General features: G+C 68.3%; 25 protein-coding genes. 16 read left to right on the top strand and 9 right to left on the bottom strand.

Annotated elements, in window-relative coordinates:
- Nucleotides 1–48 precede the first annotated feature (48 nt).
- The 3 genes from pheA to AC1D1G_RS02140 are packed head-to-tail and all read left to right on the top strand — an operon-like array spanning nt 49 to nt 3,093.
- Nucleotides 49–966: a prephenate dehydratase gene (pheA, locus tag AC1D1G_RS02150; protein WP_283332624.1), complete on the top strand. Its 918-nt coding sequence runs from the start codon at nt 49–51 to the stop codon at nt 964–966.
- Nucleotides 963–1,634 (top strand): histidine phosphatase family protein, encoded by a 672-nt coding sequence (locus tag AC1D1G_RS02145; RefSeq protein WP_283332625.1) that lies wholly within the window; start codon nt 963–965, stop codon nt 1,632–1,634. The genes pheA and AC1D1G_RS02145 overlap by 4 nt, the downstream gene beginning before the upstream one ends.
- A gap of 55 nt (nt 1,635–1,689) precedes the next feature.
- Nucleotides 1,690–3,093, top strand: coding sequence for a lipase maturation factor family protein (locus AC1D1G_RS02140; protein WP_477950796.1), 1,404 nt, complete (start codon nt 1,690–1,692; stop codon nt 3,091–3,093).
- Nucleotide 3,094: 1 nt separating this feature from the next.
- On the opposite strand, the gene AC1D1G_RS02135 is transcribed toward AC1D1G_RS02140, so the two are convergent.
- The 5 genes from AC1D1G_RS02135 to AC1D1G_RS02115 form a co-directional block, all read right to left on the bottom strand.
- The gene (locus AC1D1G_RS02135; protein ID WP_477950794.1) at nt 3,095–3,889 is read right to left on the bottom strand and encodes an ESX secretion-associated protein EspG; all 795 of its coding nucleotides are present in this window, start codon (nt 3,887–3,889) and stop codon (nt 3,095–3,097) included.
- Entirely contained in the window at nt 3,886–5,082 is a 1,197-nt protein-coding gene (locus AC1D1G_RS02130; protein ID WP_477950792.1) for a PPE domain-containing protein, read from the bottom strand. The genes AC1D1G_RS02135 and AC1D1G_RS02130 overlap by 4 nt, the downstream gene beginning before the upstream one ends.
- Before the next feature lie 34 nt (nt 5,083–5,116).
- The gene (locus AC1D1G_RS02125; RefSeq protein ID WP_144284647.1) at nt 5,117–5,422 is read right to left on the bottom strand and encodes a PE family protein; all 306 of its coding nucleotides are present in this window, start codon (nt 5,420–5,422) and stop codon (nt 5,117–5,119) included.
- Nucleotides 5,423–5,571: 149 nt separating this feature from the next.
- Nucleotides 5,572–5,922: a metallopeptidase family protein gene (locus AC1D1G_RS02120; RefSeq protein ID WP_009477115.1), complete on the bottom strand. Its 351-nt coding sequence runs from the start codon at nt 5,920–5,922 to the stop codon at nt 5,572–5,574.
- A 1-nt stretch (nt 5,923) separates the two neighbouring features.
- Nucleotides 5,924–7,030 carry a septum formation family protein gene (locus AC1D1G_RS02115; RefSeq protein ID WP_280781892.1) on the bottom strand — a complete coding sequence of 369 codons (1,107 nt, stop codon included), beginning with the start codon at nt 7,028–7,030 and terminating at the stop codon, nt 5,924–5,926.
- Between the two features lie 81 nt (nt 7,031–7,111).
- Between AC1D1G_RS02115 and AC1D1G_RS02110 the strand changes: the two genes are divergently transcribed.
- From AC1D1G_RS02110 to AC1D1G_RS02090, 5 genes are all read left to right on the top strand, one after another.
- Nucleotides 7,112–7,531, top strand: a complete 420-nt coding sequence (locus tag AC1D1G_RS02110; RefSeq protein ID WP_280781891.1) for an ankyrin repeat domain-containing protein — start codon at nt 7,112–7,114, stop codon at nt 7,529–7,531.
- A gap of 33 nt (nt 7,532–7,564) precedes the next feature.
- Nucleotides 7,565–8,821: a serine--tRNA ligase gene (gene serS / locus AC1D1G_RS02105; protein ID WP_105414036.1), complete on the top strand. Its 1,257-nt coding sequence runs from the start codon at nt 7,565–7,567 to the stop codon at nt 8,819–8,821.
- Nucleotides 8,822–8,911: 90 nt separating this feature from the next.
- On the top strand, nt 8,912–9,091 hold the full coding sequence (locus AC1D1G_RS02100; RefSeq protein ID WP_009477119.1) for a (2Fe-2S)-binding protein: 180 nt from the start codon (nt 8,912–8,914) through the stop codon (nt 9,089–9,091).
- A 92-nt stretch (nt 9,092–9,183) separates the two neighbouring features.
- Entirely contained in the window at nt 9,184–9,669 is a 486-nt protein-coding gene (gene bfr, locus AC1D1G_RS02095; protein ID WP_280781890.1) for a bacterioferritin, read from the top strand.
- Nucleotides 9,670–9,773: 104 nt separating this feature from the next.
- Nucleotides 9,774–10,961, top strand: a complete 1,188-nt coding sequence (locus AC1D1G_RS02090) for an MFS transporter (RefSeq protein WP_477950787.1) — start codon at nt 9,774–9,776, stop codon at nt 10,959–10,961.
- 52 nt (nt 10,962–11,013) lie between these two features.
- Here AC1D1G_RS02090 and AC1D1G_RS02085 read toward each other — a convergent pair whose 3' ends face one another.
- Nucleotides 11,014–12,561 carry a Rieske 2Fe-2S domain-containing protein gene (locus tag AC1D1G_RS02085; RefSeq protein ID WP_477950785.1) on the bottom strand — a complete coding sequence of 516 codons (1,548 nt, stop codon included), beginning with the start codon at nt 12,559–12,561 and terminating at the stop codon, nt 11,014–11,016.
- A 99-nt stretch (nt 12,562–12,660) separates the two neighbouring features.
- Nucleotides 12,661–13,488: a hypothetical protein gene (locus AC1D1G_RS02080; RefSeq protein WP_283353601.1), complete on the bottom strand. Its 828-nt coding sequence runs from the start codon at nt 13,486–13,488 to the stop codon at nt 12,661–12,663.
- Nucleotides 13,489–13,577: 89 nt separating this feature from the next.
- Between AC1D1G_RS02080 and AC1D1G_RS02075 the strand changes: the two genes are divergently transcribed.
- The 3 genes from AC1D1G_RS02075 to AC1D1G_RS02065 are packed head-to-tail and all read left to right on the top strand — an operon-like array spanning nt 13,578 to nt 15,940.
- Complete coding sequence (locus tag AC1D1G_RS02075) at nt 13,578–14,333, top strand: lysophospholipid acyltransferase family protein (protein ID WP_120659924.1); 756 nt, start codon at nt 13,578–13,580, stop codon at nt 14,331–14,333.
- A 9-nt stretch (nt 14,334–14,342) separates the two neighbouring features.
- Nucleotides 14,343–15,074: a lysophospholipid acyltransferase family protein gene (locus tag AC1D1G_RS02070; protein WP_477950782.1), complete on the top strand. Its 732-nt coding sequence runs from the start codon at nt 14,343–14,345 to the stop codon at nt 15,072–15,074.
- Nucleotides 15,075–15,118: 44 nt separating this feature from the next.
- A complete protein-coding gene (locus tag AC1D1G_RS02065; protein WP_005248850.1) occupies nt 15,119–15,940 on the top strand; it encodes a Cof-type HAD-IIB family hydrolase in 822 nt (273 codons plus the stop codon).
- A gap of 31 nt (nt 15,941–15,971) precedes the next feature.
- Here the strand turns inward: AC1D1G_RS02065 and AC1D1G_RS02060 are convergent, their stop codons facing one another.
- Nucleotides 15,972–18,116 carry an N-acetylmuramoyl-L-alanine amidase gene (locus AC1D1G_RS02060; protein WP_477950780.1) on the bottom strand — a complete coding sequence of 715 codons (2,145 nt, stop codon included), beginning with the start codon at nt 18,114–18,116 and terminating at the stop codon, nt 15,972–15,974.
- A gap of 236 nt (nt 18,117–18,352) precedes the next feature.
- Between AC1D1G_RS02060 and AC1D1G_RS02055 the strand changes: the two genes are divergently transcribed.
- Nucleotides 18,353–19,927, top strand: coding sequence for a SpoIID/LytB domain-containing protein (locus tag AC1D1G_RS02055; protein WP_283332636.1), 1,575 nt, complete (start codon nt 18,353–18,355; stop codon nt 19,925–19,927).
- Here the strand turns inward: AC1D1G_RS02055 and AC1D1G_RS02050 are convergent.
- Nucleotides 19,924–21,048: a glycosyltransferase gene (locus tag AC1D1G_RS02050; RefSeq protein ID WP_283332637.1), complete on the bottom strand. Its 1,125-nt coding sequence runs from the start codon at nt 21,046–21,048 to the stop codon at nt 19,924–19,926. The genes AC1D1G_RS02055 and AC1D1G_RS02050 overlap by 4 nt on opposite strands.
- 147 nt (nt 21,049–21,195) lie before the next feature.
- Here AC1D1G_RS02050 and glf point away from each other — a divergent pair, with 147 nt between their 5' ends.
- From glf to AC1D1G_RS02030, 4 genes are read left to right on the top strand one after another with little or no spacing between them, the layout of a single operon-like run.
- Nucleotides 21,196–22,413 (top strand): UDP-galactopyranose mutase, encoded by a 1,218-nt coding sequence (gene glf, locus AC1D1G_RS02045; protein ID WP_005248845.1) that lies wholly within the window; start codon nt 21,196–21,198, stop codon nt 22,411–22,413.
- Nucleotides 22,410–24,326 carry a glycosyltransferase gene (locus AC1D1G_RS02040; protein WP_280781879.1) on the top strand — a complete coding sequence of 639 codons (1,917 nt, stop codon included), beginning with the start codon at nt 22,410–22,412 and terminating at the stop codon, nt 24,324–24,326. Before glf ends, AC1D1G_RS02040 begins: the two co-directional genes overlap by 4 nt.
- Nucleotides 24,307–24,825 (top strand): phosphatase PAP2 family protein, encoded by a 519-nt coding sequence (locus tag AC1D1G_RS02035; RefSeq protein ID WP_477950777.1) that lies wholly within the window; start codon nt 24,307–24,309, stop codon nt 24,823–24,825. Before AC1D1G_RS02040 ends, AC1D1G_RS02035 begins: the two co-directional genes overlap by 20 nt.
- Nucleotides 24,822–25,727 (top strand): decaprenyl-phosphate phosphoribosyltransferase, encoded by a 906-nt coding sequence (locus AC1D1G_RS02030; RefSeq protein ID WP_280781878.1) that lies wholly within the window; start codon nt 24,822–24,824, stop codon nt 25,725–25,727. Before AC1D1G_RS02035 ends, AC1D1G_RS02030 begins: the two co-directional genes overlap by 4 nt.

The raw sequence follows: 25,727 nt of genomic DNA, 5'->3' as shown, positions 1-25,727 counted from the left end.
ACCGCCAATGCGCCGGTCCGTCAACGCTCGGTGCGTAATCTCGTAGGCGTGCCAAAGATCGCGTATTTCGGACCCTCGGGAACCTTCACGGAGATGGCGCTCGCCCAGCTCGAGGCCGCGGGTGCCTTCGACGGCCCGGTCGAGCGGGTAGCCGCGACGAGTCCGCCCGCCAGCCTGGCCAAGGTGCGCGACGGCGTCGTCGACGGCGCCGTCGTTCCCATCGAGAGCTCCGTGGAGGGGGCCGTGGTGCCCACCCTCGACTCGCTCGCGCTGGGCGACCGCCTGCAGATCGTGGCCGAGACCGAGCTCGACGTGGCGTTCACGATCCTCGGCGGGGCCGGCATCGAGCGGCTCGATCAGGTGCGCACCGTGCGGGCGTACCCGGTGGCGGCCGGCCAGGTGCGAATCTGGCTGGAGGAGAACTGCCCCGGCGCCGAACTCCAGACGGCGTCCTCCAACGCGGGCGCCGCCGAGGACGTGGCGAACGGCCTCGCCGACGCCGCCGTGTCCACCGCCCTCGCCGGCGAACGGCTCGGGCTGCGCAGCCTCGCCGACGGGGTGGCGGACGAGAAGAGCGCCCGCACCCGGTTCGTTCTCATCACCGCGCCGACCCAGGTGCCCGCACGCACCGGCGGCGACCGCACCTCGGCCGTGCTCGAACCCCACAACACCCCCGGCTCCCTCGTCGGTGTGCTCTCCGAGTTCGCGACCCGCGGAATCGATCTCATCCGGATCGAATCGCGCCCGGTGCGCACCACCCCCGGCTTGTACCGCTTCTTCGTCGACTGCATCGGGCACATCGACGACCCGCTCGTCGCCGAGGCGTTCCGTGCGCTGCACCGCAAGTCGCACGTGCGGTTCCTCGGGTCCTGGCCCGCGGCGAACCCCAGCGGCCCGCCGCCGCCGTCCGACGGAGACGCAGCGGACTGGATCGAACGAATCCGTCAGGGAGAGAGGGAATCGTGAGCGGCAAGCTGATCCTGGTCCGGCACGGGCAGACCGAGGCCAACGTCGAGCGCAGGCTCGACACCCGGCTGCCCGGTGCCCGGCTGACACCCGAAGGGCTCTCCCAGGCCGAACGGCTGGGCACCGACCTCGCCGCGAAGGCGACGACGGCCGCCCTCGTGTCCTCGCAGGCTCTGCGCGCCCGGCAGACGGCGCGCTTCGTCGAACTCGCGTCGGGCATCGCCGTCCAGGTGCGGGAGGGCCTGCACGAGGCACAGGCCGGTGAACTCGAGGACCGCAGCGACGAGGAGTCGCACAAGCTGTTCATGAAGACGTTCCACCTGTGGCACACCGGCGAACTGGACGCCCGGGTCCCCGGCGGGGAATCCGCCCACGACATCCTCGAGCGGTATGTGCCGGTCGTGGACTCCCTGCGTGAGCAATACCTCGACGACCCGGCGGAATCGGGAGACGTCGTGCTGGTCAGCCACGGCGCCGCCATCCGGCTCGTGGCAGCGCAACTCGCCGGGGTGCCCGGGTTGTTCGCCGCCAACAATCATCTGGCCAACACGCAGTCGGTAGAGCTGACACCACTCGCGGACGGTGGCTGGGAGTGCGTGCGCTGGGGAACCGTCGAACCACCGTTCGAGCACCGGGTGATCCCCGGCGCCGACGACCCGATGGGGTGACGTCGTTGCGCGCACCCTGGGGTTGCGCGACCATGGAGGAAACCGTCCTCGAGGAGTGACGGCGGTGGATTGGTTCGTTGGCGATGACTATTCGCTCGGTCGGCTGCTCGTCACCGAGGGGCTCGCCGCGATCTATCTCGTCGCGTTCGTGGCCGCGAGAAACCAGTTCAGGCCGCTCGTCGGCAGCAACGGGATGCTGCCCATCCCGAACTTCCTCCACGCCGTCACATTCGGACGTTCACCGAGCATCTTCCATTTCCACTACTCGGACCGATTCTTCGAGACGGTCTGCTGGACCGGCGCCGGACTGTCCCTCGCCGCGCTGCTCGGTCTGACGCAGGTCATCCCGCTCGCGGCGTGCATGCTCGTGTGGTTCGCCCTGTGGGTGCTGTACCTCTCGATCGTCAACGTCTCCCAGATCTGGTACAGCTTCGGCTGGGAGTCGTTGCTGCTCGAAGCGGGTTTCCTCGCGATCTTCCTGGGCAATGCGTCGGTCGGTCCGCCGATTCTCGTGCTGCTCGTGCTGAGGTGGTTGCTGTTCCGCCTCGAGTTCGGCGCCGGGCTGATCAAGATGCGCGGCGACCGATGCTGGAAGGACCTCACCTGCCTGTACTACCACCACGAAACCCAGCCGATGCCCGGACCGTTCAGCTGGTATTTCCACCAGCTGCCGAAGCCGCTGCACAAGGTGGAGGTGCTCGGCAACCACTTCGCCCAGTTGGTGGTGCCGTTCGGGCTGTTCGCGCCGCAACCGGTCGCCGCCGTCGCCGCGACGATCATGATCGTCACCCAGCTGTGGCTGGTGGGGAGCGGTAACTTCTCGTGGCTGAACTGGACGACCATCGTGCTGGGACTGTCCGTCATCCCGGACAGCGTGTACGAGAAGGTGCTGCCCGTCGACGTCCCGGCCGCCGGCGACTCGGCGCCCATGCCCTTCGTCGTGCTGGAGATCGCGGTGACGGCTCTCGTCGTCGTGTTGAGCTACTGGCCGATCCGCAACTTGATCTCCCACGGGCAGCGCATGAATGCGTCGTTCAACAAGTGGCATTTCGTCAACACGTACGGCGCGTTCGGCAGCATCACCCGGGTGCGTTACGAGGTGATCGTGGAGGGCACGTCGGACACACACGCCAGTGTGCGTTCCGAGTGGAAGGAGTACGGGTTCAAGGGGAAACCGGGAGACGTTCGCCGGCGACCGCGGCAGTTCGCGCCGTATCACCTGCGGCTCGACTGGTTGTTCTGGTTCACGGCGATCTCGCCCGGCTACGCCGAACCGTGGTTCCGGGGTTTCGTCGAGAGGCTGCTGCGGAACGATCGCGACACCCTGAAGCTGTTGCAGTACAACCCGTTCCCGGAGGAACCGCCGAAACACGTGCGTGCGCGCATGTACCGGTACGAATTCACCACCTGGAAGGAGCGCCGCGAGACCGGCGCGTGGTGGAAGCGGCAACCGGTGTAGGTCAGTGGAGCCGGTCGGCCAGCGACTCCAGCGCCTGCCGCAGGCGCTGCGGGGTGCCGGGGCTGAGCGACGACCACGCCACCCCGTGCGCGGAGACACTGGACGTGCCGACGATGCGTCCCGCCGACGTGTCGAAGACTGTGACGGGCCCACCCACGGGGTCGTACCGTCCGTCGCCGTAGACGATTCCGACGATCTCGGCGTAGGTGGTGCAGGCTGCCATCGCGTTGCCGAGGACGGTCGCGTCGACCGCGCTCACCCCGAGTGCGGTGAGGGCGGCGGCGAGCGACTTGCCGTCCCCGCCCTGATCGAAGGCTTCGCCGAGCTGCACCGTGGGTGCGTTGACGACGCCGACGATCATCGGGTCGGCGGCCCCCAGCGCTCCGATGACGGGGGCGAAGATGTCGGCGCCCGCATCCTGCACGACGTACGTGTCGCCGGCGCGCAGGGCCAGGACCGAGAGGGTTTCGCCCTGGGAGATGCACAGCCTCGAGATGCTGCCGTCGACGTACCAGCGCAGGGCGATCTCCCACAGCGGTCGGGCGAGAACCCGGAGGCGGTCTGCGAGTTCGGGGTGAACCCCGCCGACCGGGAGCAGATCCCGGGCGGCGAGGGTGTCGACGGCGCCGCGGAACGCTGCGTCCCTGGCGTCGTACGTGTCGTACCGCGGGGTGGCGTCGAGCACCACCGGCAGCACGTCGAGTGCGAGCGTGTCGACGAGATAGTCCATTTCGTCGAGGCTCAGGGTCACCGCCGGGAGGGTCGGTACGCCCGGCTGGGTGCCCAGATCGATCACCGTCCGGACTCCCGGTGGTCGGGGTTCGCACCGATGACCGATGGTATGACGGTGCGCCCGTCGGAGAAGTGCTCGAAGTTCTTCAGGTAGTCGGGGGTCTCCCGCTCGTCCTCGTCCTGTGAACCCGCCCCGGCCGCGCCGCGCCCGACCGTCATCGGTCCGCTACCGGTGGCGCCGCGCGCCGTCGCGGCCGGGTTCACTTCGGCGCGAACGTCTCCGATCACCCCGCCGGGTGCGGTTGCCGGTGCGCCGGGCCGCGCGCCCTGGCCGCCGTCCGTCTTACCCCAGCCTTCCGGCAGGGTCGCCCCGCCTACGGCGCCGGCGCCGATCGCACCGACCGAGGTGCGGGCTGCCGCAGCGCTGGTCGAGGCAGAGCCGCCGCCGTACGCGCCACCGGACATCATCGGCGCACCGCCCACCATCGGGGTGACGCCGCCACCGGTGACCGCGGACAACGCCGCGCCACCGATGTTGCTCGCCGCCGACGTGGCGGTGGAGACCGTGGTGCCCGCGATGCTGCCGACCTGCGACGCGGCCGTGGTGACGGCCGGGTTCTGGCCAGCGGCCATCAGTGCGGCGGCTGCGGCACGGGTCGGATCGAATTCACCGTCGGACGGGATTTCGTCGAACGTCCCGACCTCCTTCGAATCGGCCTTCGTGACGATCCGAGGGGGCTGCCTGTACGTGCGTTTGAGCGCCAGGATGTTCGACGCGGCCTCGTAACCCTCCATCACGAGACCGGCGCGAATGTCCATCGCGCGGTCCGCGGCTTCCGCGGCCGCGGCGGTGCCGTTGAGCGCGCCACCCGTCGAATACGCGGTGGCCTTCGCGGTCTTCACGGCGACGATCTCGGGGATGCTGGGCATGATGAGCGCGGCAGTGGTGTAGGCGCCGGCTTCGAGCCCCGCTTTCGCTGCGGTGTCCGCGGCGAGTTCGGCGCATTCGGCCGTCCACACCGTGAACGGCGTGATCTTCGCGAGCGCCGCGACCGCCGAGACACCCTGCCAGCCGGCCGCGAGTTCGGCCATCACGCGGACCAGTGTGAGGTTGGCGTCGACGAAGCTCGTGGACAGCGCCGTCCACGCCGCGCTCGCCACGCTCAGCGGCACCGGGCCCGCGCCGGCGGCGAGGGTGGTCGAGTTGACGGTCGCCCCTCGGGGCAACCAGATGACACCTGTCAGTCCCATGGTCATGCTTGATCTCCTAGTGGTCTCGAGGCGCCGGCCGTCACATGCCCGCAGCGAGGGACGCGCCGAGCGCGAGGTCCTCGGCGACGTACAGCGCGGCCTGGGTGCGGAGCGTGTTCGCGGTCTCGCGCATCTCGAGAATGCCCTGGGCGACAGCGGGAGTGAACGTGTTGGCAACGGTGTTGAAGTAACCGGCCGCGTGCAGAGACACCTCTTCGCTCCCGGAGGGCAGCACGCGGATGGCCGCGGAGTTGAGAGCGACCGCGGTCTCGAGACGCGCGGCGAGCGCGTCGAGTTCCACGGCGGCGGCGACAAGAGCTTCAGGTGCGACGTGCAGAGCTGGCATGGCGTCGAACTCCTTCTTGACCTAGGCAGGCGGAAGGCAGTTGCCCCCCGGCAAACGAACTGCATGTGCAGCTGTCCCTACACACTTGGACGCTGCAACGCGCTCTTCGGTTCCCCCCGATCCCGAGAATTTCTTCTCGGGAAAACCGTTCATCCCCAGCCGAGCTCGTGCAAGCGATCTTCTTCTATCCCGAAGTAGTGCGCAACCTCGTGTATCACGGTGACGGCTACCTCGTGGACGACTTCCTCCTCCGAACTGCAGATTTCGAGGAGGGCGTCGCGATAGACGGTAATCGTATCGGGCAGCGATCCGCCGTAATGGCTGTCCCGTTCCGTCAGCGCGATCCCGTGGTAGAGGCCCAGAAGATACGGGTCCTCGTCGTTGCGGTCGTCGACGAGGACGACGACGTTGTCGATCGCGGCCGCGAGCTGGGGTGGGATCAGATCGAGTGCGTCGCCCACCAATTCCTCGAATCGGTCGGGCGTCATGCTCACCGCCACATCAGTTCCCGGGGACCGGAGCGGCGCCGGGAAGCGGCGTCGGTATCGACCTGCCCTCCGGGATCGGCGGCGGCGGCACGGGTGCCGCGCCGTTGATGAGGATCTCGCCCTTCGCCGAACCGGTGATGGTCGAGAAGCCGCCGGCGTCGGTCTCCTTGCCTACCGAGCAGTTCACCCGCCTGCTGCCCGCGAGCCAGCTGTCGAGTTCCAGGTTGTCCCAGAACAGCGTGAGCGTCTTGTTCCGCAACGCGTCGGCGGAACCGAGGTACTCGTTGGCGGCCTGCGTGCACACACCCTCGAGGTACTTGTCCTGGTCTTCGACGGTCGGCATCGACGCGGGGAACTGGGTGGCCAGGTCGACGACGGAGATCACTTCGAAGGCGTGGGGTTGCGCGCAGTCGACGGGATCGGTGGGCACGTTCTGGTTGATGCCGATGCAGGTGCCCGGATCCCAGATGTTGGATTGGTCCTGCTCGGCCACCTTGCCGGTGAACGGCAGCAACGTCCCTGCGGTGCTGGAGAATTGGAGACCGCACCGCAGTGTCCGCTCGCCCGCCGCCCAACCGGACTCGCTGGGGAACATGAGACCCACGCTGAACTTGCCGTACGGATCGAACTTCGCGCCGAGGTAGGTGTCGACGGCGGGCACACAGTGTTCGTCGCGCAACGCGGCGAACCGCAGCGCACCCGGGTAACGCGAACCCGGACCGAACTCGGCGCCCGGGTACACGCTGAGATCCAGCGGCGCCGCCACCTCGAACCGGTGTTCCTCCGAGCAGTCGACCTTCGCGACGTCCTTCCGGTCCTCCTGCGGATCGTTCGACGGCGTCCAGTCGAGGCAGTCGCCTGCCGCCGCCGAAGCGAACGCGTCACCCTCCACCGAACCCGTCGCCTGCGGTCCGGAACCGGTGGAGTGCGCGGGGAGATTCTCGCTGCGGTTGAAACCGCCGGCGATCGCGAACGTGGCGATCGCCGCCACCACGGCACCTGCCGCGACGGCCGCGAGCGCGCGACGCGTCGTGGTCGCGGACATGCTGCGGGGCGCCTTGTCCGGTTGCCCGGCATTCTTCGGCTGGGGTTCGGCGCCGTTCGACTGATCTGAGGACATCGATTTCCATAATGCCTGTTCCGATCGTGGAAGCAGAACAACTCCCGCAATCGGCTCGAACCTGGCGTAACTTCGACGACCATGAGTGACGATCCTCAGCAGTCCGCCGAGCCGGTGGATCCTGAACTGCAAGAGCTCGCCGGGCGCGTGTTCGACACGGCACGATCCGGTGACGCCGTGTCCTTGGCCACGTACCTCGACGCGGGTGTCCCGGTGAACCTGGCCAATCAGAACGGCGACACCCTGGTGATGCTGGCCGCCTACCACGGTCACGCCGTGGCCGTTCAGGTCCTGATCGACCGCGGCGCCGACGTCGACCGCCTCAACGACAAGGGACAGTCTCCGCTGGCAGGGGCGCTGTTCAAGGGTGAGGACGCCGTTGTGCGGACCCTCGTCGCCGGCGGTGCCGACGCCACGGCAGGCCACCCGACCGCCGTCGACGCCGCCCGCATGTTCGGCCGTGAGGACCTTCTGAGCCTGCTGGAACCGAAACCGGAGTGAGCCGCTCAGCGGCGCCCGGTAGGGTTTGAAGCCGTGATTGACCTGAAGTTCCTCCGCGAGAACCCCGACGCCGTCCGCGAGTCGCAGCGCACCCGTGGCGAAGATCCCGCCCTGGTCGACGCATTGCTCGAGGCCGACGCGTCCCGGCGCGCCGCCGTTCTCGCCGGCGACAATCTGCGTGCCGAGCAGAAGGCGTTCGGCAAGAAGGTCGGGCAGGCGTCCCCGGAGGAGCGTCCGGCGCTGCTCGAGGGCTCCAAGGAACTCGCGGCCAAGGTCAAGCAGGCCGAGGCCGAGCAGCACGAGGCGCAGGCCGCGCTCGACGCCGCGCACCGGGCGATCTCCAACGTCGTCCAGGAGGGCGCCCCCGCGGGCGGCGAGGACGACTTCGTCACCCTCGAGACGGTGGGCGACATTCCCGCGTTCGACTTCGAACCCAAGGACCACCTCGAGCTGGGTGAGTCGCTGGGGCTGATCGACATGGAGCGCGGCGCGAAGGTTTCCGGCGCCCGCTTCTACTTCCTCACCGGCTTCGGCGCGATGCTGCAGCTGGGAATGCTGCAGCTGGCCGCGCAGAAGGCGATGGCCAACGGCTTCCAGATGATGATCCCGCCGGTGCTGGTGCGGCCGGAGATCATGGCGGGAACCGGGTTCCTCGGCGCCCACGCGGACGAGATCTACCACCTCGCCGACGACGACCTGTACCTCGTCGGCACGTCCGAGGTCCCGCTCGCCGGGTACCACTCGGGCGAGATCCTCGACCTCGCCGACGGCCCCAAGCGGTACGCGGGCTGGTCGACGTGCTTCCGGCGCGAGGCCGGCAGCTACGGCAAGGACACCCGCGGCATCATCCGGGTCCACCAGTTCGACAAGGTGGAGATGTTCACCTACTGCAAGCCCGAGGACGCCGACGCGGAGCACCAGCGCCTGCTCGCGTGGGAGCGCGACATGCTCGCCGCGATCGACGTGCCGTACCGGGTGATCGACGTGGCCGGCGGCGACCTGGGGTCGTCGGCCGCCCGCAAGTTCGACTGCGAGGCCTGGGTGCCCACGCAGCAGGCGTACCGCGAGCTCACCTCGACGTCCAACTGCACGACGTTCCAGGCGCGTCGTCTCGGTGTGCGGTACCGCGACGAGAACGGGAAGCCGCAGACGGCCGCGACCCTCAACGGCACCCTCGCCACCACCCGGTGGATCGTCGCCATCCTGGAGAACCACCAGCAGTCCGACGGCACCGTGCGGGTGCCCGAGGCCCTCGTGCCGTTCGTCGGTACGGATGTCCTGAAGCCATAAAAGCAGGCCCAGGATTTTTGGGAAGGCTACCCTTGCGCGAACGACGAAATGATGTAACCCTTACCTAATCGAGTTGGTAAGGAGCTCCACATGTTCGTGTGCATCTGCAAGGCAGTGACGGAAGACGAAGTGCACGAGCACTGCGCCGCCGGAGCTGACAGCGCGGATGCCATCGGTGAGCGTTGCGGCGCCGGATGGGGATGTGGGACCTGCGTCGATCGGTTGAAGGAGATTCTGGAGCGGTCGGCCGCGAACAGCGTGGCCGCGTGACGAAACCGCAGCACAACTGAATCCCGCGATTCTCTACATCGCGGGATATTGCCGGTGGTACGTTCGCCTCAACCGGGGCGAACGGAGAAGTCATGCGCGGCGACGACGAAGTAATTGCTCTTCTCAACGAACAGTTGACCAGTGAGCTGACTGCGATCAACCAGTATTTCCTGCACTCCAAGATGCAGGCCAATTGGGGCTTTACCAAACTGGCGGACAAGACTCGGGCGGAGTCCATCGAGGAGATGAATCACGCCGAGATCCTCACCGACCGGATCCTGTTTCTCGAGGCGCTTCCGAACTATCAGAAGCTGCTGCCGCTGCGTATCGGGCAGGACCTGCGCGAGCAGTTCCATTCCGACCTCTCCATCGAAGTCGAGGTCGTCGAGCGCCTGCGTCCGGGCATCCAGATGTGCCGCGACAAGGGCGATGCCACGTCGGCGAAACTGCTCGAGACGATCCTCGGGGAAGAAGAGGATCACATCGATTACCTGGAGACGCAGATCGAACTGATGGACAAGATGGGCGACCAGCTCTACATGGCCCAGCTCGTCGATCAGCCGCCGACCGTCGGATAGGCCGAAAACGGGGTGACACCCCCGGTGCGGAGTGCGAAACTGGGCGCGTGAGATATCCCGCCGCCCAGCCTTGACCCAGTTCGCAGCGTTCTCTCGCCTTCCGCGTGGTCGGCTACGTGTCCACGCGCGACCTCATCCCGCTCTACGGTCTGTACGACCTGCTGTTCGCCGACCACGGACTGAGCGTCGGCCAGATCTCGTCGCTGTTCGTCATCTGGTCGGTCGTGTCCTTCGTCGCGGAGGTGCCGTCCGGCGCGTGGGCCGACACCGTGTCTCGACGTGGCCTTCTGGTGTTCGCATCCGTGCTGTACACGGCCGGATTCACCGTGTGGATCGTCGTGCCGTCGTACGCGGGATTCGCCGCCGGATTCGTGTTGTGGGGCATCAGCGGCGCCATCCAGTCGGGCACGTTCGAGGCGCTGCTGTACGACGAACTCGTGGCGCGCGGCGCTGCCGGTGACTTCGCGAGGTTGCTCGGCTACGCCAACTCCGGCGCCATGGTGTGCAACCTTCTCGCGACCCTGACGGCGGCACCACTCTACATCCTCGGCGGATATCCACTGGTCGGGTGGGTCAGCGTCGGCGCGACCGTGGTCCACGGCTGTTTCGCCCTGCTGCTGCCCGCGGCGCCGAAGGTCGAGGAGGCGGACGAGACTCTCGAAGCCACGGACGAACGACGGGGACTCGGTGCCCGGTACGCCTCGATGCTGCGGGCCGGCCTCGGCGAGGTGACGCGCGAGGCGGTGGTCCGGTGCGGAGTGCTGCTGTCGGCAGTGCTGATCGCGTTCCTGGCGTTCGACGAGTACTTCGGGCTACTCGCGCGCGACGGTGGAACGGCGACGGCGTCCGTACCGCTGCTCGTCGCGATCACGGTGAGCGGTCAGGTCGTCGGCACAGCCCTCGMCGGACGCACGGCGTCGATGCGTGCCGTGACGATGGGGCGGGCCGTCGCCCTCGCCGCGATCCTGCTCGGCGGGGGAGCGCTGCTCGGCGGTGTCCCCGGATTCCTCGCGCTCGGCGTCGGCTACGGCATCCTCGGCAACGCGATGATCGTGTCGGAAGCGCGCGTGCAGGACGCGATCACCGGTCCCGCACGCGCCACCGTCACATCGGTGGCCGGACTGTTCGGTGAGGTGGCCGCGGTGCTGATCTACGCGGGCGTCGCCGTCGGATCCCTGTGGCTGTCGGTCACGACGCTCGTCGCGGCACTCGCCGTTCCGGTGCTGCTGTCGGCGGTCCTGGTGCGTCGGTGGCTGCCGCCCGTCCGAGCCGACGCCCCCTCTGCCGGGTGAACGTACCCTTCGACGCCTCAGGTGCGCCGAAGGGTACGTTCGCCCGCCGGGGTCAGAGCTTCGTGGACCGCAGTTCGTGGCCCTTGGACGTCTTGCAGCGCCCCGATTCGAGGTCCCACTGCCAGCCGTGGAGGTTGCAGGTGAGGTTGGTGCCGTCGACGACGCCGAACTTCGACAGGTCGGCCTTCAGGTGCGGGCAGCGGCGCTGGATCTCGTACCCGCCGAGTTCGATCGACGCGGAGTCGTCGTGGGCCTCGGCGAACCAGCCGTCGGCGTACGCGATGCGTTCGTCGGTGAGGCACTTGAAGAACGTGTAGAGGAACTCGTTGTATCCGCCGACGCGCCACGCCTCGAAGCGGGTGGACAGGAAGATCGTGTTCACCCAGTCGGGCTCGTCGTCGCGCAGCACCGTGCGCACCAGCTCGGGGGCGATCCGGAAGCCGTAGCGGTACTTGCCGTCCTTCTCGCCGCGGGGGCGGACGGTGCGCTGCGGGAAGTCGAGGACGACGGTCTCGTCGCCCATCACCAGGCCGACGGGGTAGCCGATGCCGTCGCAGATCAGGTCGGACTGCTTCATGATCGGCTCGAACTTCGCCTTGAGCGCCTCCAGCAGCGGCTCACCCTCGGCGGGGGCCCACGTGGCCTCCTCGGCGGCGAGGACCGGCGCCATGCGCTTCGCCATGTCCTCGATGTACGCGGCCTTGTCGGAGAAGATCTTGTCGACCTCGGCGTCCGGGATCGGGTGCGTGAGCGTCAGCTCGCCGCCCTTCAGGTCCGCGGTCGACCCCGGGATCATCAGGATGCCGCCGTCGTTGCCGTGGATCCGCATCTGCTCGAGGAACGTGATCTGGTCGGGGAAGATGTTGCCCTCGTCGCCCCGGTCGTCGTTCAGGTAGCGCAGCGCGTCGTCGAGGAACACCGGCGGCCCGGCGGACGGCACCACCCACGTGGCCGCGACCTGCTCGATGTAGCTGCGGCAGCGGTCCATGCCGCGCTGACGCTTCTGCTTGCCGAAGTTGGCCTTCGTCTTGGTGGGGATGTCGTAGACCATCGGGTACCAGATGGCGCCCGAGTACTGCAGCAGGTGGATGTCGATCTTGCCGAACTCGTCGTGCAGGACGTCCATGTCGACGGGGCGCGCGTCGTTCATGTTGAAACACGTGGTCTCGCCGTCGGACACCACGAGACCCGAGTCGCCGATCGGACCGTCCGCGGGGGCGCGCAGCGCGATGATCATGATGTCGAGGTCACCCTTGGGGCCGGTGACCTTGTGTTTGACCGAGTCCTCGGTCTCGAAGAACTTGTGGAAGCCCAGCGCCTCGAGTTCACGCTTGAGGTCCGGCACCGGGTAGTCGGGGAGCAGGACCGTCGCGTCCTTGTTGACGTGCTTGCTCAGGTTCTCCGGATCGAAGTGGTCCTTGTGCAGGTGCGACACGTACAGGTAGTCGCAATTGCCCAGGGCGTCCCAGTCGAGCTGGGTGTTGTCCGGGAACGGGAACCAGGACCCGAAGTACGCGGGGTTCACCCAGGGGTCGCACAGGATCGAGCCTGCCTCGGTCTGGATGTGGAATCCGGCGTGTCCGACGTTGGTGACCTGCACTGGTATGCCTCCTGGGAGCTGAGCGACTGTTCCAGAGTAGGCGTTCCCCCCAGGTGAGTGGCAATGCGCGCTCCAGCACACCGTGCCACTCACGTGCGGTCAGGTCACTTCGCCCAGGCAGTAGCCGTCGGGGCCGATGGACAGCGTGACCTGCCGGGTGTTCGTCACCCCCGACACGTCGGTGACCGGAACGGACACTTCCAGGTAGTCGCCGCGGACCGGCGTGGCGGTCATCGCGTCGGCGGCGAACGCCGTGGTCCCGGCGAGGACGTCGGGGTCGAGCTGGAGTGGCGGCCGGCCTCCGTTGCCGGTGCCGGACGGGTCCCAGGGGCTGAAGCCGGGGCAGATCAGCGGGTAGGCGGTCTCGGTGTCTGCCCTGTTCACCGGCGCGCCCGACTCCCGCGACAGGAATCGGGCGACGGCGTACTCGGCGTCGGCGGGGGTGTAGAAGTCGACGGTCCCGGCGGGGTGGACGTGTGGGCAGGCGTAGCCGGAGGCGATCTCGCTGCGTTTGACGGACACCGTGGTGCCGCCGCCGGTCCACGACACCGCGAACTGTCCGTCGACGCCGGGTTGCGCGAGCGCCCCGAGGATCGCGGACGTGTCGGCGTACTGGTCGGCGGCCTGGGCGGGCGGCAGCGTCCAGCATTTCGCGGGGACGGTCCGGGGCCGGGTGACAAGGTCGGTGGCCCAGGCGCGGACCGCGTCGACCGCTGCGGGGTTGCCGGGCACCTCGCCGACGATCACCTGCGGCACCGGGGCAGGCGGCGTGGCGGTCGTGGGCTCGGCGGCGGATGTGGGCGCGGACACGGTGTCGGCCGGGGGCTCGTCCGTCGGGATGCCGGACTGCGAATCGCACGCCACCCCCGCGCCGAGGATCACCGCGACGACCGGCGCGATGAGCGCCCTCCTGCCCCTGCCAGCCATCTCCAGCGCGCCCTTTCTCTCGACTCCCCACCGAATGTCCGTCCCCGACGGCGGGCCAGATCGCGGATACCCGGCTACGCTAGCCGATTGTGGAACCCGTCTACCGAACCGTCATCGGCATCGCCCGCACCGTATTCGCCCTCGAGGGGCTGAAGTTCACGGTCAAGGGCGATCAGCACATTCCGTCGACGGGTGGGGCGGTGATCGCGATCAATCACACCGGCTACATGGACTTCACCTACGCCGGACTTCCGGCCCGCAGGGTGAAGCGGTACGTCCGCTTCATGGCGAAGAAGGAAGTGTTCGACAACAAGATCTCGGGCCCGATCATGCGCGCGCTCAAGCACATTCCGGTCGACCGGGCCGCCGGCGCGGATTCGTACAAGGCGGCCGTCGACTTCCTGCGCCGCGGCGAACTGGTGGGCGTCTACCCGGAGGCCACCATCAGCCGGAGCTTCGAGATCAAGGAATTCAAGTCGGGTGCCGCGCGCATGGCGATCGAGGCGAATGTCCCGATCATCCCGGTGGTCATCTGGGGGGCGCAGCGGGTGTGGACCAAGGGGTTCCCGAAGCGGCTGGGCCGCACGAACACTCCCATCTCGATCGCCGTCGGTGAGCCGATCCAGCCGTTCGAACCCGCGGCCGAGCTGACCGCGAAGCTGCACGCCACGATGACGACGATGCTCGCCGACCTCCAGCAGGGCTACGACCACCCGGCGGGCGAGTACTGGGTGCCCGCGCGCCTCGGTGGCAGCGCGCCGACACTCGACGAAGCGAACAAGATGGACGCCGCCGACGCCGAGGCGAAGGCGCAGTCCCGTCGGGCCCGGGAGACCGGTAGCTAGAGGGTGGCGGTGGAGCCTGTCTACGCGGCTGTCGAGTCGACGGCCAAGGCGTTGTCCCTGTTCCAGGGATTGAGGATGACGCGAGTCGGCCTGGACAACATTCCCACCGAGGGTGGTGCGGTGCTCGCGGTCAATCACACCGGCTACCTGGACTTCGTCCAGCTGGCACTGGCGGTCGGTGCGGTGGACCGCACACTGCGGCTGATGGCCAAGGCCGAACTCGCGAACAACACGGTGATGGCGTTCCTGATGCGCGGTTGCGGGGTCATCCCGGTCGACCGGACCGCAGGCGCGGGCGCGTACCTCGCTGCGGTGGACCGGCTGCGCGAGGGCGAATTGGTGGGTGTGTACCCGGAGGCGACCATCAGCCGGAGCTTCGAGATCAAGGAACTGAAGTCGGGTGCGGCGCGCATGGCGATCGACGCCCGGGTGCCGCTCGTGCCCGTCATCGTGTGGGGCGCTCATCGGATCGCCACCAAAGGGCAGCCGAGACAACTTGGGCGGCATCGGTTCCCGGTGACCGTCGAGGTCGGCAGGCCGATCGAGCCGCGAGAACCGGCGGAGGCCCTCACCGCGACCCTGCACACGGAGATGGACGCGATCCTGCGCCGGGTTCAGGGCGGATTCGACCATCCGGCGGGCGCGTACTGGGTGCCCCGGCGACTCGGCGGTAGCGCGCCGACCATCGAGGAGGCCACCGAGATGGACCGCCGCGAAGCCGAGGAACGGCGGACCCGGTAACGGCCGCCCGGCGGCGCCGCGGACTCGGCAGGCAGAATGGCTGGGTGAGCCCAGACCGACCGAGCCTTGTAGCGTCCGATGTCGACGGCACCCTGATCGGGGAGGACGAGCGCATCAGCGCCCGCACCCGCGACGCCGTCGCGTCGGTGGTCGCGTCGGGAACGCCCTTCGTTCTGGCCACCGGCCGGCCCCCGCGCTGGATCCATCCCGTGGTCGAGGGCCTCGGCTACGCGCCGCTCGCCGTCTGCGCGAACGGTGCCGTCATCTACGACAGCGACAGCGACCGCGTGCTCAGCGCCGCGACCCTCGACGTCGACACCCTCACCTGGCTGTCGGAGATCGCGCTCCGCGTGCTGCCGGGCGCCGGGCTCGCGGCCGAGCGTGTCGGGGTCAGCGCCCACGACGCCGCGACACCGCAGTTCGTGAGCTCACCCGGCTACCAGCACGCCTGGCTCAATCCCGACAACACCGAGATGTCCGAGAACGAGGTCGTCGCGGCCCCCGCGGTGAAGTTGCTGATCCGGGTGCCGGAAATGTCCAGTCAGGCGATGGTCGACGCGCTGGCGCCGCACATCGGTCGCCGGGCGGATGTCACGTTCTCCACCGACAACGGGCTGATCGAACTGTCGGCGTCGGGGATCACGAAGGCGTCGGGTCTCGCGCTGGTGGCGGAACGGCTCGGCGTGACGGCGTCGCACATCGTGGCCTTCGGTGACATGCCCAACGACATTCCGATGCTGAACCTCGCGGGCCGGGGTGTCGCCGTCGAGAACGCGCACCCTGACGCCAAGGCCGCCGCCGACGAGGTGACGGCCACCAACTGGGACGACGGGGTCGCGAAAGTACTCGAGCGCTGGTGGTCCTGAGACCACCAGCGCCCGAGAGGGTGAAACCGGATCAGCCGGCCGGAACCGGTGCCGGCTCGACGGGAGCGGGTGCGGGAGCCGGTTCGGGAGCCGGAGCCGGAGTTGGAGCGGGCTCTGCCGGAGCCGGCGGAACCTGCGCCGGGTCCGCGGGCGGTGCGACGGGGGCCGCGGCATCGACCCGGGCACCGTTCTTGTAGGCCTCCGCATACGTGTCGTTGTACGTCTTCAGCACCTTGGTGACGATGCCGGTGATCTCGTTGAAGATCAGCGAACCGTTCTCGAAGTCGGTGCGCAGACCGCCCGGGATCGGGTACTCGTCACTGGTCGGCAGACCCAGTTCGCCGTTGTCGGCTCCGAGATTCTGCCACGTCTTGAAGATCTGGCCGAGGACCGCCCACACACCGCCGTTGGGCGAGGTGAAGATGGCGCCGTTGGCGAACTGTGCGCCCGAGTTCCCAGCCTTGGCCTGCAGCAGTCCGGTGATGGCCTGGCCGAGCCGGCCGGTGTCGCCGCCTTCCGCCACCCACTTCTGGGCGACCGGCGACGGGTCGGTGAGCCGCAGCAGTTCGTTGACCAGGGCGGGGATCCCGGAACCGAGGCTGGAGCTGGCGTCCGTGCCGGGACCGCCGGACGGCGCCGGAGCCTCACCCGAGGGTGCGTCCGCGGCCAGCGAGGCGTTGCCGCCGCCGAGGCTGGCCGCCGCGATCTGCCGGATCTCGTCCATGTGTGAGTACGCCGCGTCTCCCGGGCAGGACGTGTTGCCGACGTCGCGGTGCGCGAAGATCACCGGAAGATCGACAGCCTCACCCTCCGCGTAGGGAGTGAATTCGGTGCCCTCGGAGTACATCGTCGTCTCACCGAGTGGGTCGAGTCCGGCCTTGCCGAGCTTCCAGCCGAGGAACTTGCCGACAGCGTCGAGGGTGGCCTGCGGCGGATCCTCGGACGAGAAGTCGCCCATCATCGCGACTCCGGTGGTGTTCTCGTTGAACCCGCCGGCGTGCGCGCCCTGGACCGGACGGTCGAGACCGCCTGCGCGGCCCTCGAAGATCTGGCCGTACTTGTCGACCAGTGCGTTGTATCCGATGTCGCACCAGCCCAGCGTCTGCGCGTGGTAGGCGTAGATCGCGCGGACGATCTCGGCCGATTCGGCCTTCGAGTAGTCGTTGGCTCCTGCGGTGTGGTGCACGGTGGCACCGCCGATGAAGTCGTCGTAGTCGGGGTCCTGGCACCGGATGGACTCGTCGGCACCCCACTGCTGGCGGCTGATGACCTTGGGACCGCCGCTGTCGAGCGGGCTCGCGATGTCGCCGAGCGTCGCGTCGCCGGGGCCGCTGCCCGGTTCGATGAGGACGGCCGTGACGTCGTCGGCGCCAGCGCGTGCCGGCTGCTGCCGCAACGGCGTGTTGACGGCGGCTGGGGTGTAACCGAGCGGTGCGGCACCTCCGGCGGCGGGAGCCGTTGCGGGAGCAGGGGCTTCGGGTGCCGGTGCGGGAGCGGGAACTGCAGCGGGTGCACCGGCCGGTGCGGGCGTCGAGGTGGGGGTCAGGATCTGGATCGCCTTCGTCAGCCCGACATAGACGGGTTCGGTGGCGACCTTGCCGTCCGACGCCGTCTTGTCCGTGCGTCGCGTGTCGATCATGTCGGGGGAGACCCACTGTCCCCACGTTCCGTCGGCCTGCAGCGCGCGGACCTTCGACTCCGCGGACGCGAGGGTCTCGGAGGTGAGCGCCACCATGCTGAACGGGGTGTCGCGGGACAGTTCCTTGACGATCGCGCCGGGCTGCTGATCGGCCGGGGGCAGGATCGCGGGGTCGGAGACGTCGGCCGGCGCGGGGAGCTTCAACGGGATCTGCAGGTTCGGGATCTGGATTCCGCCGGGGAGCTGCACATTGCTGGGGATGTGGAGGTACGGCGGGATCTTCAGGTTCCGCAGGTCGCCGATGTTGACGTCGGGCAGGTTCAGCCCGGTCAGTTCCTTCAGCGGGATCACGATGTCGGGGATCTGCGACAGCACGACCTGCGCGATCTCGGTGGACACTGCGGAGTTGGAGGTTTCGTTCGTGGATTTGACGTCGGAGGGTGCGCTACTGATGCCGTAGACCGCAACGGGACTTGCGACAGCCAGAGCGGCGACAGCCCCGAGGACAATCGAGGGCTTCGGTCGACGGTGCGGCAAGGGGGACTCTCCTCAGTTGTAGTTTCCTGCGAGCGACCTCGCGTGTCTGCAACTCGTGATGCTCGTGTGACTGAAGAGACTGTTGTTGCTAACTCCAACCACTCTTGCCACACTAGTCACACAGGTCCATAACGCTCAACCTTACATTGAGACTTTATCCCGAATTTCTCGGACCCGCTGAGACGAGGTGCACGCCCCGTCTCAGCGCTCGTTGTTCAGCGATGAGGAGTGCAGTGATGGCGAAGACCGAATTCGGGGTTCGTGCAGGTAGGCCTGCCTGGACCCGCAGGAGGCGGTACATCGCGGGCCCTCCCGCCCCGCGCGGATTCCGGGCCAAGCTTCTGCGCGCGTCGGCGCTCGGCATCGCACCCGTCCTCGTCATCGGCGCCGTCACCGGCGTCGTCGTGCACCTGCGCTCCCCCGGCCAGGACGTCCGGGAAACCGTCGCCTCCGACACGCCGTTCACGCTCTCCGGCCACGGCAACGGCCACGGCCGCGGAATGGGCCAGTGGGGTGCCTACGGATACGCGAAGGATCAGGGGTGGGCGGCCGAGCGCATCCTCGGCCACTACTACGGCGGCACCACGCTCGGCACCCTCGCCGACGCACAGATCAGCGTCCGGCTGCAGGCGCGTGACGATCAGCCGCTCGACGTCTACTCGGACGCCGGCGCCGTCGTCGCCGGCAAACCCGTCGGTCCGGGGGAGGCCGTCCACCTCACGCCGACCGCCGACGGCGGCGCCAACGTCGTGGTCACCCGCGGATGTGCCGGCGAGGTCCTGTGGCAGGACGCCACCGACCACCCGTGGGTGGACCCGGTCGACCTGGCCCCGGACCGTCCCGCGAACGAGCACTTGAAGCTGTGCGCCGGTGACACCCCCTATCGCGGCGCCCTCGGGGTCGCACTCGACGGCGCCGCCGTGCGCACCGTCAACGTCCTCGACATGGACGACTACCTCCTCGGTGTCGTGCCCGCCGAGGCGAAGGCCGGCTGGGCCGACACCGGTGGGGCCGAGGCACTTCGGGCGCAGGCCGTCGCGGCCCGCTCCTACGCCGCTGCCGAGAACCGGGAAGAGTGGGCGAAGACCTGCGACACCCAGAGCTGCCAGGTGTACGGGGGTTCGGCGAAGGAAGACCCGCGGACCACCGACGCCGTCCGTTCCACCAAGGGCATGATCCTGACGAAGGACAACAAGCCCGTCGCCGCCGAATTCTCCTCGTCCACAGGCGGATACACCGCGGGCGGCGAGTTCCCGGCCGTCGAGGACCAGGGCGACACCGTGTCGCCGAACCACGACTGGACGGTGACCCTCACCGCGGGCGACATCGCATCCGCGTTCAACGTCGGAGACCTCGAATCGTTCGAGGTGGTCACCCGCAACAACTTCGGGGTCGACGGCGGACGCGTCACCGGTGTGAAGGTGGTCGGATCGTCGGGCACCGCCGAGGCGACGGGCGCCGAGGCGCGGTCGAAGCTGAAGCTCAAGTCCGACTGGTTCACGGTCGGTGACGGGCTCGGCGTCCCCGCGCCGCCGGTCGCCCCCGAACCCGAGTCCACCCTCGCGTCCGCGGGCGAGGACGAGGACACCGTCGGCACCACCGAGGGTTCGCCGATCGCCGAGAAGTACAAGGAACTCGGCGGCGTCAACAGCACGCTGGGAGCGCCGATCGGTCCCGAGTTGATGCTGCCGTCGGAGGCGGGCAAGTTCCGGATGTACACCAACGGAACCATCATCTGGACCAAGAAGCTGGGCGCACAGGTGATCGACGCCAGCGTGCTGCGCGAGTGGTTACCGACGGGCGGCAGTTAGGCCGGGCAGCGAGGACCGGTTCCCTCGAGCACCGCGAGCATCCCGTCGACGGACTCGCCCCAGCCGAAGTCCTCGGCCCGCCGGCGGGCCGACGCCCGGCGCGTGTGCGAGGGGATCGCGAGAATGCCGCTGACCGCTTCGGCGAACGCAGGACCGCGGTCCCGGGCCAGGGCGCCGCAGCCGGGTGTGATGATCTCGGCGAGCGCCGACGACTGTGACGCGACCACCGGGGTGCCCGCCGCCAGCGACTCGAGCGCCGACAGGCAGAACGTCTCGTGCGGTCCGGGTGCCAGCGACACGTCCGCCGACGCGAACAGCGACGCCAGGCGGCCCTTGTCGCTGATGAACCCGGTGAAGTGCACGGGGAGCCCCCGGGCCCGGTACTGCAGCGCCTCGCGCCGCGGGCCGTCCCCGGCGATGACCAGCCGGGCGTCGTGACCCTGCCGGCGCAACAGCCGGACGGCGTCGATGCTCCGTTCCACCTGCTTTTCCACCGACAGCCGGCCGCAGTGCAGAAGGAAGCGTTGCGCCGGGTCGGCGAACGAGTCGCGCATCACCTGGTCGTGTTTGCCGGGGTGGAACATCGTCAGGTCCACACCGAGCGGGACCCGGTGCAGGTTGGGGGCCCCGATGCGGGTGAACTCCTCGCTCGCGAAGTCCGTCGTGCAGACCACGGCGTCATAGTTGCGTGCCATCCGGCGGTTCGCGACATCGGCCCAGCCGCGGGCCACGCGGCGCGGAGCGACTTGGCCGAGCAGCCGGTCGAGGCGTTCGTGTGACACGACCACACTGCGCACCCCGCGGGCGCGGGCCCAGCCCCCGAAACCGCGCAGTGTGAGCCGGTCGGACACCTCCAGGACGTCGGGCCGCAGACCGCTGACCACGTCGGCCACCCGCCGCGGATTGACCACGCGATAACCCCCGGTCGCGGGGATGGTGGGAGCCGACCGGGTGATCCGCAGGACCCCGCTCGGCAGCAGCTCCTCGCAGTCGCGCTGACCTGGGACGACGAGGATCACCTCGTGTCCGCGTTCGACGTAGCCCTGACCCCAGTTGTGGAGGGCGGTGCGGAGCCCACCGGACCGCGGTCCGTAGAAGTTCGCCAGCTGGACGATGCGCACCCGCTCATCAAGCGCGATCGCCGCGTCGGCGGGAACAACGAGGTCTGCAGAACCGGTGAATACAGGGAGAACTCCTCGTGCGTGCCGAGGGGGTGCTTGCCCCCCTTGGCCGCGCACGGGCGGCGGAGTCGCTTACCCTGGTTCATCGTGACCGCTGCAACCCCAGAGACAACCGCCCCTGGCCGGTACGACCTCATCGTCGTCGGCTCCGGATTTTTCGGACTGACCGTCGCCGAGCGTGCAGCAACACAGCTGGGTAAGCGTGTGCTGGTGCTCGACCGACGTCATCACCTGGGCGGAAACGCCTATTCGGAGGCCGAGCCCGAGACCGGCATCGAGATCCACAAGTACGGTGCGCACCTGTTCCACACCTCGAACAAGAGGGTGTGGGACTACGTCACCCAGTTCACCGAATTCACGAACTACCAGCACCGCGTGTTCGCGCTCCACAAGGGGCAGGCGTACCAGTTCCCGATGGGGCTGGGCCTGGTGTCGCAGTTCTTCGGGCGCTACTTCACCCCGGACGAGGCGCGGAAGCTGATCGCCGAGCAGTCCAGCGAGATCGACTCCGCATCTGCGTCCAACTTGGAGGAGAAGGCGATCTCCCTGATCGGGCGGCCGCTGTACGAGGCGTTCGTGCGCGACTACACCGCCAAGCAGTGGCAGACGGACCCCAAGAACCTGCCCGCGGGCAACATCACCCGCCTGCCGGTGCGGTACACGTTCGACAACCGCTACTTCAACGACACGTACGAGGGCCTGCCCGTCGACGGCTACACCGCGTGGCTCGAGAACATGGCGAAGGACCCGAAGATCGAGGTCCGGCTCGAGACCGACTGGTTCGACGTCCGCGACGACCTGCGCGCCGAGAGCCCCGACGCCCCCGTCGTCTACACCGGCCCCCTCGACCGCTACTTCGACTACTCCGAGGGCGAGCTGGGCTGGCGCACCCTCGACTTCGAGACCGAGGTGCTGGAGACCGGTGACTTCCAGGGAACCCCGGTCATGAACTACAACGACGCCGACGTGCCCTTCACCCGGATCCACGAGTTCCGCCACTTCCACCCGGAGCGGGACTACCCGAAGGACAAGACGGTCATCATGCGGGAGTTCTCGCGGTTCGCGGAGAGCAAGGACGAGCCGTACTACCCGATCAACACTCCCGACGACCGCGCGATGCTCGCCGCCTACCGCGACCGCGCGAAGGAGGAGATGGCGTCGAACAAGGTTCTGTTCGGTGGCCGTCTCGGCACCTACCAGTACCTGGACATGCACATGGCGATCGCCAGCGCGCTGTCGATGTTCGACAACTCCCTGCGACCGCACTTCGAATCCGGTGCGGCCCTCGTGGGGGATGCCGAATGAGCGCCCGACATCTGCTCGAGTCCGAGAAGGTCACCGACGACGCCCCGTTACTCGGCAAGTCGCTGCTGCAACGGGTGATCCTGCCGCGCGCCGGTGAGCCGCTCGACGTCCGCACCCTCTACCTGGAGGAGGCGAAGACCAACAGCCGCCGCGCGCATTCGCTGTCGCGCACCTCGCTGTCGGTCGGCGCCGAGGCGGAGGCGTCGTTCTGCACCTACTTCAACGCGTTCCCGGCCAGCTACTGGCGCCGGTGGAGCACCCTGAACTCGGTGGTGCTGCGTCTCGAGCTGTCGGGGCACTGCCGCATCGACGTGTACCGCTCGAAGGCCGACTCGTCGCGCATCCACGTCGAGGGCCGCGAGTTCCAGGACGGTGACGCCGCGCTGGAGTTCGAGATCGAACTCGCCCCGTTCGAGGACGGCGGCTGGATCTGGTTCGACATCACCACCGACACCGAGGTCGTGCTGGAGAGCGCCGGCTGGTACGCACCGGTCGATGCCCCCGGTGAGGCCACCGTCGCCGTCGGCATCCCCACGTTCAACCGGCCCACCGACTGCGTCAAGGCACTGACGGCGCTGGCGTCCGACGAACTCGTCATGGACGTGGTCAAGGCGGTCATCATCCCGGACCAGGGCACCCGCAAGGTCAAGGACGAGCCCGGCTTCACGGAGGCCGCCGAAGCGCTCGGCGACCGGCTGGCCATCCACGACCAGGCGAACCTCGGCGGGTCCGGCGGCTACAGCCGGATCATGTACGAGGCGCTGAAGACCACCGACTGCCAGCACATCCTGTTCATGGACGACGACATCGAGATCGAGCCCGACTCGATCCTGCGCGCGCTGGCGATGTCGCGGTTCGCGAAGACGCCGATGCTCGTCGGCGGGCAGATGCTGAACCTCCAGGAGCGCAGTCACCTGCATTCGATGGGCGAGGTCGTCGACCGGTCCATCTTCATGTGGACTGCCGCCCCGAACGTCGAGTACGACCACGACTTCTCCCGCTACCCGCTCAGCGACCGCGAGAACTCGCGTCTGCTGCACCGCCGGATCGACGTCGACTACAACGGCTGGTGGATGTGCATGATCCCGCGGCAGGCCGCCGAGGAACTCGGTCAGCCGCTGCCGCTGTTCATCAAATGGGACGACGCCGAATACGGCCTGCGTGCCCGTGATGCCGGCTACCCGACCGTCACCATGCCCGGCGCCGCGATCTGGCACATGGCGTGGAGTGACAAGGACGACGCCATCGACTGGCAGGCGTACTTCCACCTGCGGAACCGGCTCGTCGTCGCGTCCCTGCACATGCCGGGCAACGGCCGCGGCCTGGTGATCAACACCGTCAAGGCCACGATCAAGCACCTGCTGTGCCTCGAATACTCGACAGTCGCGATCCAGAACCAGGCCATCGCCGACTTCCTGCAGGGCCCCGAGCACATCTTCGAACTGCTCCCCACCGCGCTCGGCAACGTCCACGCGATGCGCAAGGAGTACCCGGACGCGGTGGTCCTGCCGTCGTCGACGAGCCTGCCGCTGCCTTCCGGTGAGGAAGTCGGCGCGGTCGGCCTGCCCACGAACCCGCTCGCGAAGATCGTGCGCCTCGGCAAGGGCCTGATCCACAACGTCAAGCCCGCGCACGAGCAGCACCACGAGCGCCCCCAGCTCAACGTGCCCACCATCGACGCGCGGTGGTTCCTGCTGTCCCAGGTGGACGGCGTCACCGTCACCACCGCGGACGGGCGGGGAGTCGTCTACCGCAAGCGCAACCCCAAGCTGGCGCTCGCGCTGCTGAAGGAAGCGATCCGGCTGCGCCGCGAACTGGCCCAGCGGTTCCCCGAACTCAAGCGCGAGTACCAGGACGCCGTTCCTGCCCTGACCAGCAAGGAGAGGTGGGAACGTGTCTTCGGCATCAAGTGAGGTCCAGATCCTGGCGGCCGTCCAATCGACGATCGCGAGCCGTCCCGGCGTCGTCTCGACGGCACGGGGTATGTCCCATTTCGGTGAGCACGCCCTCGGGTGGGTGGCCGTCGCCGGCATCGGCGCGGCACTCGACAAGCCTCGTCGCCGGCAGTGGGCGGGAGTCGCGGTGGGTGCCGTCGGCGCCCACGCCGCGTCGATCGTGATCAAACGCATCGTCCGCCGCCCCCGGCCGAATGACCCGTCGATCCAGGTCAACGTGTCGACGCCCAGCAAATTGAGCTTCCCGTCGTCGCACGCGACGTCCACGACAGCGGCTGCCGTGCTGCTCGGCCGCCTCACCGGGCTACCCTTGCCTGCGTTGTTGGTACCGCCGATGCTGCTCTCCCGGCTCGTTCTGGGAGTGCACTACCCGACCGATGTGCTCGCCGGATCTGCCCTGGGGGCCGCCTCTGCGGTCGCGGTGCTGAAGGCCGAGCAGAAGTTTGGAGAGAAATGAGCGAGGAACCGGCCGTCGTCACCGGACCCCCGACATCCCTGGCGGCAGGCATCGTCAAGGCCGTTCGCCCGCGTCAGTGGGTCAAGAACGTCCTGGTCCTCGCAGCTCCCGTCGCCGCGGGCACGGCGACGGAATCCGACGTCCTGCTTCCCGTCGCACTCGCCTTCGTGGTGTTCTGCATGGCAGCGTCCGGCATCTACCTCGTCAACGACGCGATGGACGTCGAGGCCGACCGCGCGCACCCCACCAAGCGATTCCGTCCCATCGCGGCCGGTGTGCTGCCCGTCAACCTGGCGTTCGGCATGGCGGTCGTGCTGCTCGGTGCGTCGATCGCCCTGTCGTTCCTCGCCAACTGGCAGCTGGCGGTGGTGATGGCCGTCTACATCGGCATCCAGCTGGCCTACTGCTTCGGTCTCAAACACCAGGCCGTCCTCGACATCTGCATCGTCTCGTCCGGGTTCCTGCTGCGCGCCATCGCCGGTGGTGTCGCCGCCGAGATCGCACTGTCGCAGTGGTTCCTGCTGGTCATGGCTTTCGGCTCGCTGTTCATGGCGGCCGGTAAGCGGTACGCCGAACTGCAGCTCGCGGAGCGCACCGGCGCGAAGATCCGCAAATCCCTCGAGAACTACACCACGACGTACCTGCGTTTCGTCTGGACGCTCAGCGCCACCGCGGTCGTGCTCTGCTACGGGCTGTGGGCGTTCCAGCAAGACGACCTGAAGGCCACCAACTGGTACGCCATCTCCATGGTGCCGTTCACCATCGCGATCCTGCGTTACGCCGTGGACGTCGACGGCGGTGAGGCGGGGGAGCCCGAGGAGATTGCGCTGGGCGACCGCGTGCTCCAACTCCTCGCGATTGCCTGGATCGGAGTGGTGGGTGTCGCTGTCTACCTCGTCTGA

It is taken from the genome of Rhodococcus sp. P3_B8 (assembly GCF_056402775.1).
Note: the sequence above shows the minus strand (reverse complement) of the source record. Positions and strands in the feature narration are given on the sequence as shown.

What these genes read in the sequence shown, in the direction of transcription:
- AC1D1G_RS02130 (WP_477950792.1), bottom strand. Translation starts at nt 5,082, where the DNA reads ATGACCATGGGACTGACAGGTGTCATCTGGTTGCCCCGAGGGGCGACC.
- AC1D1G_RS02080 (WP_283353601.1), bottom strand. Translation starts at nt 13,488, where the DNA reads ATGGCTGGCAGGGGCAGGAGGGCGCTCATCGCGCCGGTCGTCGCGGTG.
- AC1D1G_RS02030 (WP_280781878.1), top strand. Translation starts at nt 24,822, where the DNA reads ATGAGCGAGGAACCGGCCGTCGTCACCGGACCCCCGACATCCCTGGCG.
- AC1D1G_RS02110 (WP_280781891.1), top strand. Translation starts at nt 7,112, where the DNA reads ATGAGTGACGATCCTCAGCAGTCCGCCGAGCCGGTGGATCCTGAACTG.
- AC1D1G_RS02040 (WP_280781879.1), top strand. Translation starts at nt 22,410, where the DNA reads ATGAGCGCCCGACATCTGCTCGAGTCCGAGAAGGTCACCGACGACGCC.
- bfr (WP_280781890.1), top strand. Translation starts at nt 9,184, where the DNA reads ATGCGCGGCGACGACGAAGTAATTGCTCTTCTCAACGAACAGTTGACC.
- AC1D1G_RS02055 (WP_283332636.1), top strand. Translation starts at nt 18,353, where the DNA reads ATGGCGAAGACCGAATTCGGGGTTCGTGCAGGTAGGCCTGCCTGGACC.
- AC1D1G_RS02115 (WP_280781892.1), bottom strand. Translation starts at nt 7,030, where the DNA reads ATGTCCTCAGATCAGTCGAACGGCGCCGAACCCCAGCCGAAGAATGCC.
- AC1D1G_RS02125 (WP_144284647.1), bottom strand. Translation starts at nt 5,422, where the DNA reads ATGCCAGCTCTGCACGTCGCACCTGAAGCTCTTGTCGCCGCCGCCGTG.
- AC1D1G_RS02100 (WP_009477119.1), top strand. Translation starts at nt 8,912, where the DNA reads ATGTTCGTGTGCATCTGCAAGGCAGTGACGGAAGACGAAGTGCACGAG.